This window comes from Arthrobacter sp. DNA4, from assembly GCF_024362385.1.
In the GTDB taxonomy this organism is placed as follows: Bacteria; Actinomycetota; Actinomycetes; order Actinomycetales; family Micrococcaceae; genus Arthrobacter.
Genome location: NZ_CP101466.1, coordinates 3,173,874 through 3,188,436, shown reverse-complemented (window position 1 = coordinate 3,188,436; position 14,563 = coordinate 3,173,874). Strand labels below are relative to the sequence as shown.

12 protein-coding genes and 1 pseudogene are annotated in these 14,563 nt (G+C 66.5%); 7 read left to right on the top strand and 6 right to left on the bottom strand.

Annotation, left to right across the window (positions count from 1 at the left end; translation table 11 throughout):
* Positions 1-24 precede the first annotated feature (24 nt).
* From NMQ03_RS14630 to NMQ03_RS14615, 5 genes and pseudogenes are all read left to right on the top strand, one after another.
* On the top strand, positions 25-2,097 hold the full coding sequence (locus NMQ03_RS14630; RefSeq protein ID WP_255175622.1) for an acyltransferase family protein: 2,073 nt from the start codon (positions 25-27) through the stop codon (positions 2,095-2,097).
* A gap of 223 nt (positions 2,098-2,320) precedes the next feature.
* Positions 2,321-3,832, top strand: coding sequence for an IMP dehydrogenase (guaB, locus tag NMQ03_RS14625; protein WP_159631427.1), 1,512 nt, complete (start codon positions 2,321-2,323; stop codon positions 3,830-3,832).
* A 128-nt stretch (positions 3,833-3,960) separates the two neighbouring features.
* Positions 3,961-4,704: pseudogene (locus NMQ03_RS21230) on the top strand (DUF222 domain-containing protein); the annotation flags it as partial.
* 110 nt (positions 4,705-4,814) lie between these two features.
* Complete coding sequence (locus NMQ03_RS21225) at positions 4,815-5,474, top strand: HNH endonuclease signature motif containing protein (RefSeq protein ID WP_369693185.1); 660 nt, start codon at positions 4,815-4,817, stop codon at positions 5,472-5,474.
* A 27-nt stretch (positions 5,475-5,501) separates the two neighbouring features.
* Entirely contained in the window at positions 5,502-7,361 is a 1,860-nt protein-coding gene (locus NMQ03_RS14615; protein WP_255172783.1) for an ABC transporter ATP-binding protein, read from the top strand.
* A gap of 35 nt (positions 7,362-7,396) precedes the next feature.
* On the opposite strand, the gene NMQ03_RS14610 is transcribed toward NMQ03_RS14615, so the two are convergent.
* The 6 genes from NMQ03_RS14610 to NMQ03_RS14585 all read right to left on the bottom strand — a co-directional run bounded on the left by NMQ03_RS14610 (position 7,397) and on the right by NMQ03_RS14585 (position 11,415).
* Entirely contained in the window at positions 7,397-7,735 is a 339-nt protein-coding gene (locus NMQ03_RS14610; RefSeq protein WP_255172782.1) for a hypothetical protein, read from the bottom strand.
* 173 nt (positions 7,736-7,908) lie between these two features.
* Positions 7,909-8,475, bottom strand: a complete 567-nt coding sequence (locus NMQ03_RS14605) for a hypothetical protein (protein WP_255172781.1) — start codon at positions 8,473-8,475, stop codon at positions 7,909-7,911.
* Between the two features lie 70 nt (positions 8,476-8,545).
* On the bottom strand, positions 8,546-9,163 hold the full coding sequence (locus NMQ03_RS14600; protein WP_255172780.1) for a hypothetical protein: 618 nt from the start codon (positions 9,161-9,163) through the stop codon (positions 8,546-8,548).
* Positions 9,164-9,192: 29 nt separating this feature from the next.
* Positions 9,193-9,840 (bottom strand): hypothetical protein, encoded by a 648-nt coding sequence (locus NMQ03_RS14595; RefSeq protein ID WP_255172779.1) that lies wholly within the window; start codon positions 9,838-9,840, stop codon positions 9,193-9,195.
* Complete coding sequence (locus NMQ03_RS14590; protein WP_255172778.1) at positions 9,837-10,469, bottom strand: hypothetical protein; 633 nt, start codon at positions 10,467-10,469, stop codon at positions 9,837-9,839. Before NMQ03_RS14590 ends, NMQ03_RS14595 begins: the two co-directional genes overlap by 4 nt.
* A 52-nt stretch (positions 10,470-10,521) precedes the next feature.
* Positions 10,522-11,415, bottom strand: coding sequence for a WXG100 family type VII secretion target (locus NMQ03_RS14585; RefSeq protein ID WP_255172777.1), 894 nt, complete (start codon positions 11,413-11,415; stop codon positions 10,522-10,524).
* A 163-nt stretch (positions 11,416-11,578) separates the two neighbouring features.
* On the opposite strand from NMQ03_RS14585, the gene NMQ03_RS14580 reads away from it, so the two are divergent.
* Both NMQ03_RS14580 and NMQ03_RS14575 read left to right on the top strand, forming a co-directional pair.
* Complete coding sequence (locus tag NMQ03_RS14580; RefSeq protein WP_255172776.1) at positions 11,579-12,715, top strand: GuaB3 family IMP dehydrogenase-related protein; 1,137 nt, start codon at positions 11,579-11,581, stop codon at positions 12,713-12,715.
* Between the two features lie 104 nt (positions 12,716-12,819).
* Positions 12,820-14,559, top strand: a complete 1,740-nt coding sequence (locus tag NMQ03_RS14575; protein WP_255172775.1) for a glycerol-3-phosphate dehydrogenase/oxidase — start codon at positions 12,820-12,822, stop codon at positions 14,557-14,559.
* Positions 14,560-14,563: the final 4 nt, after the last annotated feature.

The window sequence follows — 14,563 nt, the reverse complement described above, 5'->3', positions numbered from 1 at the left end:
GCGTTGTGAGAGGTTCTAGTGTCGATAACGGAAACCCCGAAGGCACCCGAGCCCAGCCCCGGCGCCGCACCCCGCCAGCGGAAGCCCACTTTCCGGCCGGAGGTCCAGGGTCTCCGGGCCCTTGCCGTCCTCATGGTTGTCATCTACCACGTCTGGCTGGGCCGCGTGTCCGGCGGCGTGGACATCTTCCTGCTGGTTTCGGCCTTCCTGCTCACGTTGTCCTTCGTCCGCAAGGCGGAATCAGGCAAACCCTTCAGGCTCCTGGCGCACTGGCTGCACCTGTTCAAGCGACTGCTGCCAGCCGCCGTCGTGGTGATTCTCGGAGTGCTCGCCGGCACCTGGCTGATCCTGCCGCAGGGCCGGTGGCCGCAGGTGCTCGACCAGGCCTGGGCGTCACTGCTGTACCGCCAAAACTGGCTCCTTGCCGATTTGTCCGTGGACTATTACGCGCAGGACCACGCCGGTGCCAGCCCCCTGCAGCACTTCTGGTCGCTGTCCATCCAGGGCCAGGTCTTCATCCTGTGGCCGCTGGTCTTTGCCGCCACGGCAGCCGTGCTGGCCGGGCTCCGCAGGGTGCCCCGCCTGCAATGGCTGACGTACCGGGGCCTGCTGGCGCTGGTGTTCGGCACGGTCTTTGCGGTGTCCCTGGCCTACTCCATTGACCAGACCGCCACCAACCAGGCGTACGCCTACTTCGATACCCGGGCCCGCCTTTGGGAGTTTGCGCTGGGGTCCCTGCTGGCACTGGCGCTGCCGTACCTCAAGCCCGGCCGCGTCCTGCGCGTGGCGTTGGGATGGGCCGGCCTGGCCGCCATGGTCTCCTGCGGGCTGGTCCTCACCGTTGACCGTTCCTTCCCCGGATATGTGGCCCTGTGGCCGACCCTTGCGGCAGCAGCGATCATCGTCGCGGGCCAGCCGGGCAGCCGGTTCGGGGTGGACCGCCTCCTCAGCAGCCGGCCCGCCGTCGCGCTGGGGGACAACTCCTACGCCCTGTACCTCTGGCACTGGCCCGTCCTGGTGCTGGTGTTGGCCGCCACCGGCGTCGAAGCGCCGAACCTCAAACAGGGTCTTGGCATCGTCGGGGCCTCCATCGTGCTTGCCGTCCTGACCACGCGCTTCGTGGAAAAGCCGTTGCGCGACTGGCACTGGCCCAAGCTGCGCGCCTGGCGGACCGCCGTCGTCATCGTCGCCTGCGGCGCCGTCCTGGCCGGGCCCGTCGCGGTTTGGCAGACGACGCTCACCGCAGAGGAAAGCGCGACGGCGGCCCAACCGCGGAACCTTACGCCAGGTGCCCTGGTGCTCACCCCGGAAAACGAGAACTCGCCCGCACCAAGGGCGCGGACCATCCCCGGACCCACCGCACTCGACAACGACTGGGCCGGCATCGATTCACCCTGCACAGGAGCCAACGCCACCGGCGATCCGGTCCTTGAGGGCTGCCGGCAGGAGCTGCCGGAGGAACCGGCCACCCGGCGGATCGTGGTCCTGGGCGACTCCCACGCCCAGCAGTACCTCGCCGCCCTGGCGCCCGTGGCAGCGGCCCGTGGCTGGGAACTGGTAACGCTGCTGATGCCTGCCTGCCGCTTCGGCGCCGAATCGGACACCAGGAACGCCGAATGCAACGCCTACAACCGCGCCAGCTCTGCCTATGTCCTGGAACACCGGCCGGACGCAGTGTTCACCGTGGCGTCACTGACCCACGAGGACGCCCCGTTCGAGACCGAAGTGCCCGGCTACCTCGAGGGCGTCCGGCCCTTTGCTGATGCGGGAATCGAGATCGTGGGCATCCGGGACAACCCCCGGTTCACCTTCAACATGCCGCAGTGTGCCCAGCGGAACGGGGCAAGCGCCCCTGCCTGCAACCCGCCGCTGGCAGAGTCCCTGGTGGAGCCGTCACCGCTGGAGAACTACCGCGGCAAACTGCCGGGGCTGCACCTGATGGACATGAGCGACTTCATCTGTGCCCGGGGCGTCTGCCCGGCCGTGGTGGGAAACGTGTACGTCTACAAGGACGACAACCACCTCACCAGGACGTATGTGGAAACCATGATCCCGATGTTCGAGCAGCGGCTGCTGGCCGCCACCGGCTGGAGCTGAACCATTCCGCCTGCCGGGCCCGTGGGGTTGCTCACATTGCCGGCGTGGAATAGGGGGATTGGCGCCGAGGTTCTAATATTTACTCAACACTTTCTGCCCCCGGAACGCCGTGCTGCACGGTGCTCCCGCAGGATCGTCTGCACAGGCCAGTTCCGTAATTACGGGCTGGTCATCGGCTGCAACCCCTACCCGTGACCCAGCAACCAAGGTAAGAGGCGCACTCATGACCGAGCCCGAACACAACCCCTTTGGCTTCATCGGCCTGACCTATGACGACGTCCTGCTCCTGCCGGGCCACACCGACGTCATCCCGTCCGAGGCAGACACGTCCTCACGAATTTCCAAGCGCATCACCGTTCAGACCCCGCTGCTCTCCGCGGCGATGGACACGGTCACCGAGTCCCGCATGGCCATCGCCATGGCCCGCCAGGGCGGCCTGGGCGTGGTGCACCGCAACCTGTCCATCGCCGATCAGGCGGACCAGGTGGACCGGGTCAAGCGGAGCGAGTCCGGGATGATCACCAACCCGCTGACCATCCGCCCCGAGGCAACGCTGCGCGAACTCGATGATCTCTGCGCCCATTACCGCGTGTCCGGCCTCCCCGTGGTGGATGAGGACAACCGCCTTCTGGGCATCGTCACCAACCGCGACACCCGTTTTGTGCCGGAGTCCGATTTCCCGCTGAGGCTGGTCAGCGACGTCATGACCAAGATGCCCCTGGTCACCGGGCACGTGGGCATCAGCCGCGAGGAAGCCTCGCACAAGCTGGCCACCAACAAGATCGAAAAACTCCCGCTGGTGGACGAGCAGGGCCGGCTCAAGGGCCTGATCACCACCAAGGACTTCACCAAGGCCGAGCAGTACCCCCTGGCCACCAAGGACGATGAAGGCCGCCTCCGGGTGGGTGCCGCCATCGGCTTCTTCGGCGACGGCTGGGAGCGCGCCATGACCCTGGTGGACGCCGGCGTGGACGCCCTGTTCGTGGACACCGCCAACGGGCACTCCCAGGGTGTCCTGGACATGATCCGCAGGCTGAAGTCCGATCCCGTCGCCGCGCACGTGGACGTTATCGGCGGCCAGGCTGCCACCCGTGAAGGTGCCCAGGCACTGATTGACGCCGGCGCCGACGGCATCAAGGTGGGCGTTGGTCCCGGCTCCATCTGCACCACCCGTGTGGTGGCGGGCGTGGGTGTCCCGCAGATCACGGCCATCTACGAATCCGCCAAGGCTGCCATTCCGGCAGGCGTGCCGCTGATCGCCGACGGCGGCCTGCAGTACTCGGGCGACATCGGCAAGGCCCTGGTGGCCGGCGCCGACACAGTCATGCTGGGCTCCCTCCTGGCTGGCTGCGACGAGTCTCCGGGCGACCTGATCTTCGTCAACGGCAAGCAGTTCAAGTCCTACCGCGGCATGGGCTCCCTGGGCGCCATGCAGTCGCGGGGCAAGAACACCTCCTACTCCAAGGACCGCTACTTCCAGGCCGACGTGTCCGGTGACGACAAGCTGATCCCCGAAGGCATCGAAGGCCGCGTGGCATACCGTGGCCCGTTGTCCTCAGTGGCGTACCAACTGGTGGGCGGCCTGCGCCAGACCATGTTCTACACCGGAGCGCCCACCATTCCCGAGCTGAAGGTCCGCGGCAAGTTCGTCCGGATCACCTCCGCCGGCCTGAAGGAATCGCACCCGCACGACATCCAGATGACCGTCGAGGCGCCCAACTACGGCTCACGCTAAACGGCGAAGGGTTTTATTCACGCTGAGGCGTTTGAAAGAGGAGGCGGGATTTTCCCGCCTCCTCTTGTTGTTGGGTACCGGAGGGTGCTGTCGGCCTGAATGTCGGACCCCCGCTGCATGATGTCCATATGGAATCCAGCGGTGGGGTTGGGGTGGTTTTGGAGGGTGTTCGTGCCTCTGTTGCTGCCCTGGATGCGCTGGACCGTGAAGACGCATTTATAGCTGCCAGAGTGGGTGCGGGTTCCGGTGTTGATGTGCTGCAGCGCCGGTATGAGATCCGGCTGGAAAGGATGGAACTCCGGTCCCGGCTCACGGCGCAACTCGCGGCCGGGCAGGCACAGGACGCTGCCGAGGCAGTGGAGTTCCAGCAGGCCATGACACCGCCTGACGCCTCCGTGCAGGACCGCACCTACGCCGGGATGTCGGTGATGGAGGAGATCGCCGGGGTCCTGACCATCAGTTCCGCGGCCGCGGCCGCGTTCGTGGACCAATCCCGCAGGGTCTGTTCCCTGCCACCCGTCATGGACGCACTGGCCGCCGGCGTGATGTCCTGGCAGCACGCAAAGATCATCGCCGACGAAACCGAAAGCCTCGATGCCGCTGGTGCCGCCGGGTTGGTGGCGCACTTCTTCGACCCCGACGCACCCCACCCCGCCCGCGCTGCCGCCCCCGGTGAGCTCGTCCCGTCACGGTTCCGGGCCAAGGTCCGTGGGTGGCGGGAACGCCACCATCCCGACTCCATCGAGAAGCGCCATGTAAAGGGTGCGGCGGACCGGCGGATGGAATACACCCCCGACCGGGACGGCATGGCCTGGGTCTCCCTCTACCTGCCCGGGGACACCGCCTGTGCTGTCTGGAACCGGACCACCGCCACCGCACGCGGCCTCCAAGGCCCGGACGAACCCCGCACCCTCACCCAACTCCGCCCCGACATCGCAGCATCCTCCTCGGCGCCGGGCATACCACACAAACCGGGAAACCCATGGAGGTCGGACAGGTCCCTACCCCGCGGGCCGACGTCCTGGTCACCGTGCCCGTGCTCTCCCTCCTCGGCCAGACCGATGAACCCGCCGTACTGGATGGTTTCGGCCCGATCCCGGCATCCATGGCACGCAATCTCGTCGCGGACGGGGCGGATTCGTTCTACCGGGTCCTGGTCGACCCACGGGACGGGGCACCCCTGGAAATCGGCCGCAAAAGCTACCGGCTCACCGAGGCCATCAAACGCTGGATCAGGCTGCGGGATGCCAAGTGCACCTTCCCCGGCTGCACCAACAAGACCCCCGACAACGAAACAGACCACCTACACGCGTGGCAACACGGCGGCACCACCGGAACCAGCAACCTGGCACAGCTCTGCCCCAAGCATCATCGGCTCAAACATCACGGCAGATGGACACCGGACCCGGCCAACAAGAATGAGCCACCCGGCTGGACCTCACCAACAGGCAGGCACTACAAGCCCGAACACCAGGATGCCGAACCAACCCACTGGCCACAATGGCTGGGCCAGGAGTGGATGAGAGCGGCAACCCACAGCGGGGGAGCACATCGGTTGGTTGGTGGGCGGCCGGACTTCCACTACATGGCACACTCGCCAGGCGAAGATGCCCTGCTGCGCTGTCTCCATTCCACATCATGACGGACCGACCGGCACTAGGCTGATTCCATGTCCCAACCGCGCCATCCGGCGGAACTGACCCCTAAACGCGACCCGCAAAAGCGGCTTGCCCTGCGCCCCTATGCCAAGGCCGTGGCCCAAGTGCTCCGGGTGAGCTTCCGTGCCTCCCCGGGCGCGGTGGTCATGAAGGTGCTCGGTTCCCTGATCTCCGCTGTGTTGCCGCTGGTCACCACTTTCTACGCGTCCCTCACCACCACAGCATTGGCGGCAGCGTACGCGGGCGACGGCGGAGCGGGGCGCCTTGCCATCGTCTACGTCATCGTCACTGCCGCGCTGGGTCTGTTCTGGGGCGCCTTCAACAGCGTGGACCGTTACATCCAGCAGTTGATGAGTTTCAAAGTAGGCGCCATCGTGGGGGACCAGATGTACGAGCGCTTCCTCTCCCTGGAGTTCTGGCGCTACGACGACAAGGAGACGGTGGACCTTTACGACCGCGCCAAACGGTTCTCCGACTCCTACGCCCGCGTCCTGGACCGGATTGCCGCGATCTTCACCCAGCTTGTTTCGGTCATCCTGGCTGTAGTCGCCCTGCTGCTGGTCAGCTGGTGGATCGCCGTCATCGTCCTGGTGGCCATCGTGCCCAGCGTGTACCTACAGTTCAAGCTGTCCAGGGAACAGATTGCGCACTGGAACACGCAGGTGGACTCGCGCCGCCAGCGCCGCATGATCGAGACCAACCTCCTCCGCCCGCAGCACATTGCCGAAATGAGGCTCTACGGCATCGTCGGTTTCCTCATGGAGCTACGTTCCCGGCTCCGGGACGCGGACGAACGCCGTCGCCTCGACTACCAGCGTCGGTACATCCCCAAACAGCTGGCGGCGGACGCGCTGCAGTACGGTGCCGAAGTGGTGTCCCTGATCTGGGTGGTGGGCCGGATTATTGCCCGCGCAGCCCCGGTGGGCCAGTTCCTCTACGTCCAGCAGATCGTCAGCCGTGCCCTGTCCACCGCAAACAACCTCGTGTCCTCGCTCAGCTCTATTGATGAAGACCTGGCCAACCTGAAGGACTACGAGCTGTTCATGGCCATGCCCGTCCACTTGGAACATGCCCCGCCCCTCCTGGAAGCGCCCAGGGAAGTGAAGCTGAAGGATATCCGCTTCACGTACACAGGCAGCGAGATCGAGGTGATCAAGGGCATCAGCCTCACCATCCGCCAAGGCCAGCACATCGCCATCGTGGGGGAGAACGGTGCGGGCAAGTCCACGCTGATCCGGATCCTCGCAGGGCTCTACCGGCCCGACTCAGGCCAGGTACTGCTCGACGGCGTGGATCTCGCCGCCGTCGACGTCACCTCCTGGCACCGCCACCTTGCCGTGCTCAGCCAGGAGTTCCTGAAGTACGAGTTCGCCACTGCGGCCGACAACATCTACTTCGGCGACGTTGATTCGCCGCGCGACGACGCCCGCGTCCGCAAGGCTGCAGCCGACGCCGAAGCGCTCGAATTCATCAACAAACTGCCCAACGGCCTGGACAACCACGTGAGCAACTGGATGGAGGATCCTCGGGGACGGAAGGGAAGCGGCCTGTCCGGCGGCCAGTGGCAGCGGTTGGCGATGGCCCGGAACTTCTACCGGGACGCGTCCTTCATGGTCATGGATGAACCCACCTCCGCCATTGATGCCCTGGCGGAGCATCGTATCTTCACGCGTCTCTTCGCGGACCGCAGCAGCACCATCATCGCCATCAGCCACCGGCTCGCCACGATCGAGAAGGCGGACGTGGTGTACATGCTGGAGGATGGCTGCATTGTGGAGAAAGGCACCCATAAGGAACTGGTGGCCCTGCGCGGCCGGTATTTCAGGATGTTCGAGTCCCAGCTTTCCGTGGAGGAACCTGAAGAAGTCTGACGTGCCCGCCGGAGACTGTGAGCCGCGTGGTTGCGTCAGCGGCGCCGCAACCAGGCGGCGTAGAGACGGTCGCGGTGCTGGTGCAGGTGCCGCGAATACAGCATTCCTGTTCCAATAGGCAAGGGAAAAGCAGCCAGGAACGCAAGGATGGGCAGGACGTCGGGTGAGGTTCCGCGCGGCGTGGCCACCATCAGGAGTGAAACCAGCACCAGCATCGCCACCACCATGCCGATCACGGTTCCGGGAACAATTCGGATGTACTGCTCGGCACGGTTAGCGTCGTTGGCCGGGCGGGGTGCACTGCGCGTAAACCGCGGCCCCACTGCCATCAGCCAGCCCGCCCCGGAGATGCCAACGCCCAGGAACGCCAGCACGAGTCCATTCTCAGGATTCTGGCCAGTGCCGGCCAATACAATCGCCTGAACCGCGCCGGGTACGGCGAAGACCATACCCATCCACCAAAACCAGAAGACACGGGCCCGGCGGTGGGCGTGGCCCAGGGCTAGTTGCGGTGCGTCCTCAGTGCTGGGCGAAGCCACGCCACCCCTCATGAATGCTCCGTCAGGGAACGGCGTTCGAGCCAGCGGGCGTAGAGTCCGGCGCTGTTGCACATCAGGCGGCGGGTGTGCAGCAGGCCGGCGGCCGAGCCGAGGGGAACCGTGACCAGCAGCCCGAGCAGCGGCAAATTTTCCGGAGAGGCGCCGTTGGGGGTGAACAGGATCAAGGCCACGACGGCGGCCGTGGTGGCGACCAGAATAGTCCAGACCATCACTGGGGTGCCCCGGATCCCCCGCTCCACCCGCAGAAGGTCGGAAGCGGGGCGCGGCGGCCTGCGGGTGAACCGGAGCCAGGCGGTCAAGGCCCAACCCGTGGAAGCCAGCACTGCCCCCAGAACGGCCATAACGATGCCGGTTTCGGCGCTCTGGCCCAGTGCCAGCGCGAGCACGGCGTAGAGCAGGCCGGCGATGGCCAGCACTGCCGGGTACCACCAGGCGAAAAAGATCCAGGACCGGCGCTGGGCGTAGCCGTAAGCCGTCGCGTCCGGCACCCCTCCCAGATCCCTGATGCCGGAACCGAAAGGAGCCGATGCCCTTGAGTCATCGCCCGGTGCCACGCTGTTCCCCCAAAATCACTTTTCCGGTGCCAAAGCTAATACAGGCCCGCGCATGCAGCGATGGGCAGATCTATCCTCCGTGCCTGCCGTCCACCACGGTGGTGCGCACGCGGGCGATGCTCGGGCGGGGAGGGACGCTGCTGAAGCCGAACGTGACGGCTGGCCGGATGGGGGCCAGCGCTCCGGCATCGGCACCATTCCAGCGGACGACGGCGGACGTCACGTGCTGCAGGTCCGTCACCCCATAGAACTCCGTCCTTCCGCTGCCCGCAGTTCCGTAGGTGCGGGCGCCGGGTGCCGCGAGGGCAGCGAACGGATTGACCGCGGCGAGCCAGCGGGGATGGACTGCAAGGCGCCGGGGTACTGCCCGCAGCGCTGTTCCCAGCAGGGTCCTCGCGCCGGTGATGGCCCGGATCGCCAGCGGGCCGGCGTCGACCGTCAAGTTGTGGCGGTCGAGCGAGGCGGCGACGTCAACCACCTGCACCTCGTCAAAGCTGTAGGTGGCGGCGATAAAGCCGGCCACGTCGGGTGTGGGTGCCAGCAGCAGGCGGTGCCCGGAAGGCTGCTGCACCATGACGTCCGAGAAGGACCCAAAGGGGGAGTCCTGCCACATGCCCACCACGGCGCGCAGCCCGGAGGCGGTGCCAATCCCGGCGATGTGCCCGTCAAATGTCCAGCGGCTGCTCACCACGCCACTGTAACCGGAAGCGCGGCGCCTCACAGCGGCCCGTAGGCGGCGTTGCCGTACGGATCGCGCCAGACTGCCAGGTCCTCCTCGACTGCCCTTCGAAGGCCCGGGTTGGTCTGCACCCGCAGGCGGAACGACTCCCGGGCCCGGCCCAGGACCGCGGACGGGACGATGATGCACGCGACCAGCAGGGCCAGGAGGAGCACGTAGATGCCCACCACGATTGTGACCTCACCGGCACCCTTTGCCATGGCGGAGGGCAGGTACAGGTAAATGATCCCGCCGAGAACGACAGCCAGGAACGACACCATGCCGATGCCGCCGCGGGCAGATCCGGGGCCACGGGTGATCAGGGCCTTGTCAGTCCGGGGCAGGACGGATCGGACCCGTTTCCACCCGAAGAGGCCCAGCAGCACCAGGATGGCCCCCAGCGGGACCAAGACAAGCGCTGCCGCGGGATTCCCCGACATCACGGAGGTGAAGGCGCCTGCCAGGGCCAGGACGGGGCCGCCGGCGATCGCCCCGCTCCAGCCGGCGGCCAGGGTGCCCTGGGCATCGGCCAGCTCGCGGAGCCGGGAGGGGGCATCCGGCGGGCTGATCCTGGCCAGTTCGGGGGAGAGCCAGTAGTCGAGCGAATGCACGGGCAAATCGGCGGGGTAAGGAATGTGCTGTGTCATGCCGGGAGCAGGCCCAGTCCTTGGCGCAGCCGGTCCCTGAGGTCCTCCGCGCCCAGCGCCGCGGGGGCAGGCTGTGCGTCGTCGCCGATGACGATCTCCAGGGAACCGTCCGCCGCCGCCTTGACGTGGACGGCGTGGAAGGTGCCGTCCGCGAGGTGCCGGCGGAGCGTGCCGGCCGCGGGCAGCCCGTCCGGCGCCGTGCCCAGATAGAAACGGACCATTTCGATGGCGGTGGTGAACATTCCGTCAGCGTCGGTCACGGGGCGCAGTTCATGGACACCGTACTTGCTGAGGCTGAGGACCAAAGCCCCGTTGCCTGACCCGAACAGGAAATAGACGTGTTCAGCCTTGGGCGTCACCAGGGCCACCTCCAGCCACGCATCGGAATCCGCCAGGACTCCCGCCACACCGATTGCCGGCCCTGCGGGTACCAGGCTTTCCGCTTCGATGGTCATGAGCCCGCGTTCCAGGAGGGTGGCCACCCCGGCCTGTTCAAGCGGTGCACCGGCGGATTGGTCAAGCCGGAAAAGACTCTGGCATTTCAGGGCGCCGGTGGTTCCGGCCAGGGCAATCAGGGCGATCAGTTCGTGTTCGGTGATGAGCAGGGGTGCGTCTTCTTGGGTAGTCACAGCAGCCTTAGGGTCGACAGGTCTCGGGTTTTAGTCTAGGGAAGCCTGGATGTCAGGTGAGCCAGCCCCACACCTTCTTAGCTCCGTCTGCAACGGCATCGACGGTCTTTTTGGCGCCGTCGGCCACCGCATCAACGGTCTTTGTGGCCGCATCTGCCACCATTTCGGAGGCCGAGCCGTAACCGAGGTTCGAGGCGAGCAGGCCCAGGCCGCCCCAGGCGATGCCGGCCACGGCGAAGAACGGCCGCCCCTGGAAAAAGCTTCCGGCGGCAAGGACGGCGGAGATGCCGCCGTCGACCGCCATGCCGGTATTGCGGGTCTCCATACCCTGCAGCAGTTGGACCCCACCCGTGACAATCCCCAGCCCGCCCGACAGGCGTCCGAGCATGGACGTGCCGTTGAGGACTTGTGTTCCGCGGACGTATCCAATGCCCCGAACCTGGGCGTACTGCGCGGTGAGCCAAGGCCAGTCGGTCAGTTTTGTGAGAAGGCCGCCCTTGGCCATGGTGGCCATAAGATCGTCCGTATAAAGCCCAGCCGTGGTCACCGCAGTGTTGGCTCCCCACCACCCGGGACTTGCGGCAACGCCGAGCACGGCGTCCAACGGCCCGGGCGCCGCGGTGCCCGGCACCCCGGGGGTTGAGGGGCCCACGGGACCCCCAGATGGTCCGGCCCGGCCGGTGCTGGCCTGTTCCTGCTCGTCAGCCTGCGTGAGGAGCGTCTTCGAAGCGTCCAGCAGAGACTGGGACGTCTGCCTCATCATGGGGCGCCAGGTGTCACTCCACTCGCGCCGGAAGCGCCCGCCGTCGTTGCCCTTCCACTCGATGCTTGCTACCAGGCTGGTGATCTGGCGTTCCGTATCCATCAGGCGGGACCCGGAACGGTCCATGGATTTGGACAGGGAACGCAACTGCTCAATGTCAGCGCCGTAGAGGCCAGGGGCCATGGTTGGTTCTCCTCGGAAGATCGGCACGGGAGCGTTCACCGATGCCCCCGGCCCTTAGGCTACGTGTCGTCCGACTGCCCTGCCATGGGCACCCCTGCCCATCTGCACACGGCCAGGGACGGCCCAGGCAAAGCCACCGAAGCCACTGGGATAACCTAGAGCAGTGACTTATGAGATCGAGATCGGCCGTGGCAAGCGTGGGCGTCGTGCCTACTCCCTGGATGACATAGCAATCGTCCCCAACCGTCGCACCCGCGACCCCAAGGACGTCTCCGTCTCCTGGCAGATCGATGCGTACCAGTTCGAGATGCCGGTGATCGCGGCCCCCATGGACTCGGCCATGTCACCGGCCACCGCTATCGCCCTGGGCAAGCTGGGCGGCCTCGGCGTGCTGGACCTGGAAGGCCTCTGGACCCGGTATGAGGATCCGCAGTCCATCCTCGATGAGATCGCGGCGCTCCAGGATGAAACCAACAGCCCGGCCGTCACCACGCGCATGCAGGAGCTGTACCAGGCACCCATCCAGCCCGAACTCATCACGTCCCGGCTCGCCGAAATGCGTGACGCCGGCGTCACCGTTGCCGGGTCACTCACCCCGCAGCGCACCCAGGAGCACTACAAGACGGTCCTCGCGACCGGCGTCGACATCTTCGTGATCCGCGGCACCACCGTGTCGGCAGAGCATGTCTCCAAGGACCACGAACCGCTGAACCTCAAGCAGTTCATCTACGAACTCGACGTCCCCGTCATCGTCGGCGGCGCTGCCGGCTACACTCCGGCGCTGCACCTCATGCGCACCGGCGCTGCGGGCGTACTGGTGGGCTTCGGCGGCGGTGCAACCACCACCACGCGCCGTGCCCTGGGCATCCACTCGCCCATGGCCTCAGCCATCTCCGACGTCGCCGCCGCCCGCCGGGACTACATGGACGAGTCAGGCGGACGCTACGTCCACGTCATTGCCGACGGCGGCATGGGCACCTCAGGTGACATCGTCAAGGCGATCGCCATGGGCGCCGACGCCGTCATGCTGGGCAGCGCCCTGGCCAGGGCAGAAGAAGCCCCCGGCAAGGGCTGGCACTGGGGCCAGGAGGCCCACCACACCGAGCTGCCCCGCGGAGACCGCGCCAACGTCGGCACCGTCGGCCCGCTGGAGGAAGTCCTCTTCGGACCCGGCCACCACACCAACGGCACATCCAACCTCATCGGCGCCCTGCGGCGCTCCATGGCCACCACCGGCTACTCGGACCTGAAGGAATTCCAGCGGGTCGACGTCGTCGTGTCGCCGTACGCAGGGAACTGACACGCCCCGGCAGGGCGGGGCGGGCGCCCTCCCGCCCTGCCCAAAGCACGCCCCTAGCAAGTAGTGTGGGTTTACTACGGCACTAGAGGCACTGGAGGCGTTCAATGAAGAGTGTTCCTGCAAACGGCGGGGTCCTTGGCCCGGAAGCCAGGGAAGCATCCATCCAGCGGCTGCGCGCCACCACCGAACCGGGCCAGGAACTTGACATCCTGATCGTCGGCGGCGGCATCGTTGGCACGGGGGCTGCGCTTGACGCCGTGACCCGCGGGCTGAGCGTTGGCATCGTCGAAGCAAGCGACTGGGCGGCCGGTACGTCCTCGCGCTCGTCCAAACTGATCCACGGTGGTTTGCGCTACCTGGAAATGCTGGACTTCGCCCTGGTCAAGGAGGCCCTGCAGGAACGCGGGCTGCTCCTCTCCGAAATCGCACCCCACCTCGCCCGGCCGGTGCCGTTCCTCTATCCGCTGACCAAACCCTTCATCGAGCGTCCCTACGTGGGGGCCGGCATCGCACTCTATGACGCGATGTCCGTTTCCGCTTACCACAGCAGGGGAGTGCCGTTCCACAAGCACCTGAGCAGGCGCGGCACCCTGCGGGCCGCCCCCAGCCTCAAGAACGACGCCTTCGTCGGGTCCATCCGGTACTACGACGGCCAGGTGGATGACGCCAAATACTGCGCCAACCTGGTCCGCACGGCCGCCTACTACGGCGCCCATGCCGTGAACCAGATGAAGGTGGTGGACTTCCTCCGCGAAGGCGAACGGGTGGTGGGCGCCAAGGTGGAAAACCGCGAGGACGGGACGCAGTTCAGCATCCGCGCCAAGCAGGTCATCAACGCCACCGGCGTGTGGACCGATGAAACCCAGGCCATGGTGACAGACCGCGGCCAGCTGAAGGTCCGCGCTTCCAAGGGCATCCACCTGGTGGTTCCCCGCGACCGCTTCCAATCCACGGTGGGTCTGATCCTGCGTACCGAGAAGTCCGTGCTGTTCGTCATCCCGTGGGGACGGCACTGGATCATCGGCACGACTGACACTGACTGGCACCTGGACAAGGCCCACCCCGCGGCTTCCAGCAAGGACATCGACTACGTCCTGGAGCATGTCAACCAGGTGCTGAAACGGCCCTTGACCCGCGAAGACGTCGAAGGGGTCTATGCCGGCCTGCGGCCGCTTCTGGCCGGCGAAAACGACTCGACCGCCAAGCTGTCCCGCGAGCACGTGGTGGCGCACCCTGTTCCCGGACTTGTGGTGGTGGCAGGCGGAAAGTGGACCACCTACCGTGTCATGGCCAAGGATGCCGTCGACGAGGCCACCCGCACCATGGACGAACGGGTCCCGCCCAGCTGCACCGAAACCATTCCGCTCCTGGGCGCCAGCGGTTTCCGGGCCGCCTGGAACCGCCGCAACCGCACCGCGGAGGAATCGGGGGTCCACGTGGCCCGGATCGAGCACCTGCTCAACCGGTACGGGTCCATGACACCCGAGGTCCTGGCCATCATTGAGCAGAACCCGGAACTGGCGGAACCACTACCGGGTGCCGACGACTACCTGCAGGCAGAGGCCGTCTACGCCGCAAGCCATGAAGGTGCCCGCCATGTGCAGGACGTCCTGACCCGGCGCACAAGGATCTCCATCGAAGCATGGGACCGCGGCGTGTCCGCCGCCCCCGTTGTCGCTAAACTGATGGGTGACGTCCTTGGCTGGAGCGACACGCAGCGTGAAAACGAAGTCCGCCACTACCTTGCCCGCGTGGAGGCCGAACGCCTCAGCCAGCAACAGCCGGACGACGAATCCGCAGACGCCGCCCGCCTGGGCGCGGAAGATATCGTGCCCTTGCGTTGAGGGG

Coding starts and splice junctions, on each gene's coding strand:
- NMQ03_RS14615 (WP_255172783.1), top strand. CDS start 5,502: ATGTCCCAACCGCGCCATCCGGCGGAACTGACCCCTAAACGCGACCCG.
- NMQ03_RS14585 (WP_255172777.1), bottom strand. CDS start 11,415: ATGGCCCCTGGCCTCTACGGCGCTGACATTGAGCAGTTGCGTTCCCTG.
- NMQ03_RS21225 (WP_369693185.1), top strand. CDS start 4,815: ATGGAGGTCGGACAGGTCCCTACCCCGCGGGCCGACGTCCTGGTCACC.
- guaB (WP_159631427.1), top strand. CDS start 2,321: ATGACCGAGCCCGAACACAACCCCTTTGGCTTCATCGGCCTGACCTAT.
- NMQ03_RS14595 (WP_255172779.1), bottom strand. CDS start 9,840: ATGACACAGCACATTCCTTACCCCGCCGATTTGCCCGTGCATTCGCTC.
- NMQ03_RS14575 (WP_255172775.1), top strand. CDS start 12,820: ATGAAGAGTGTTCCTGCAAACGGCGGGGTCCTTGGCCCGGAAGCCAGG.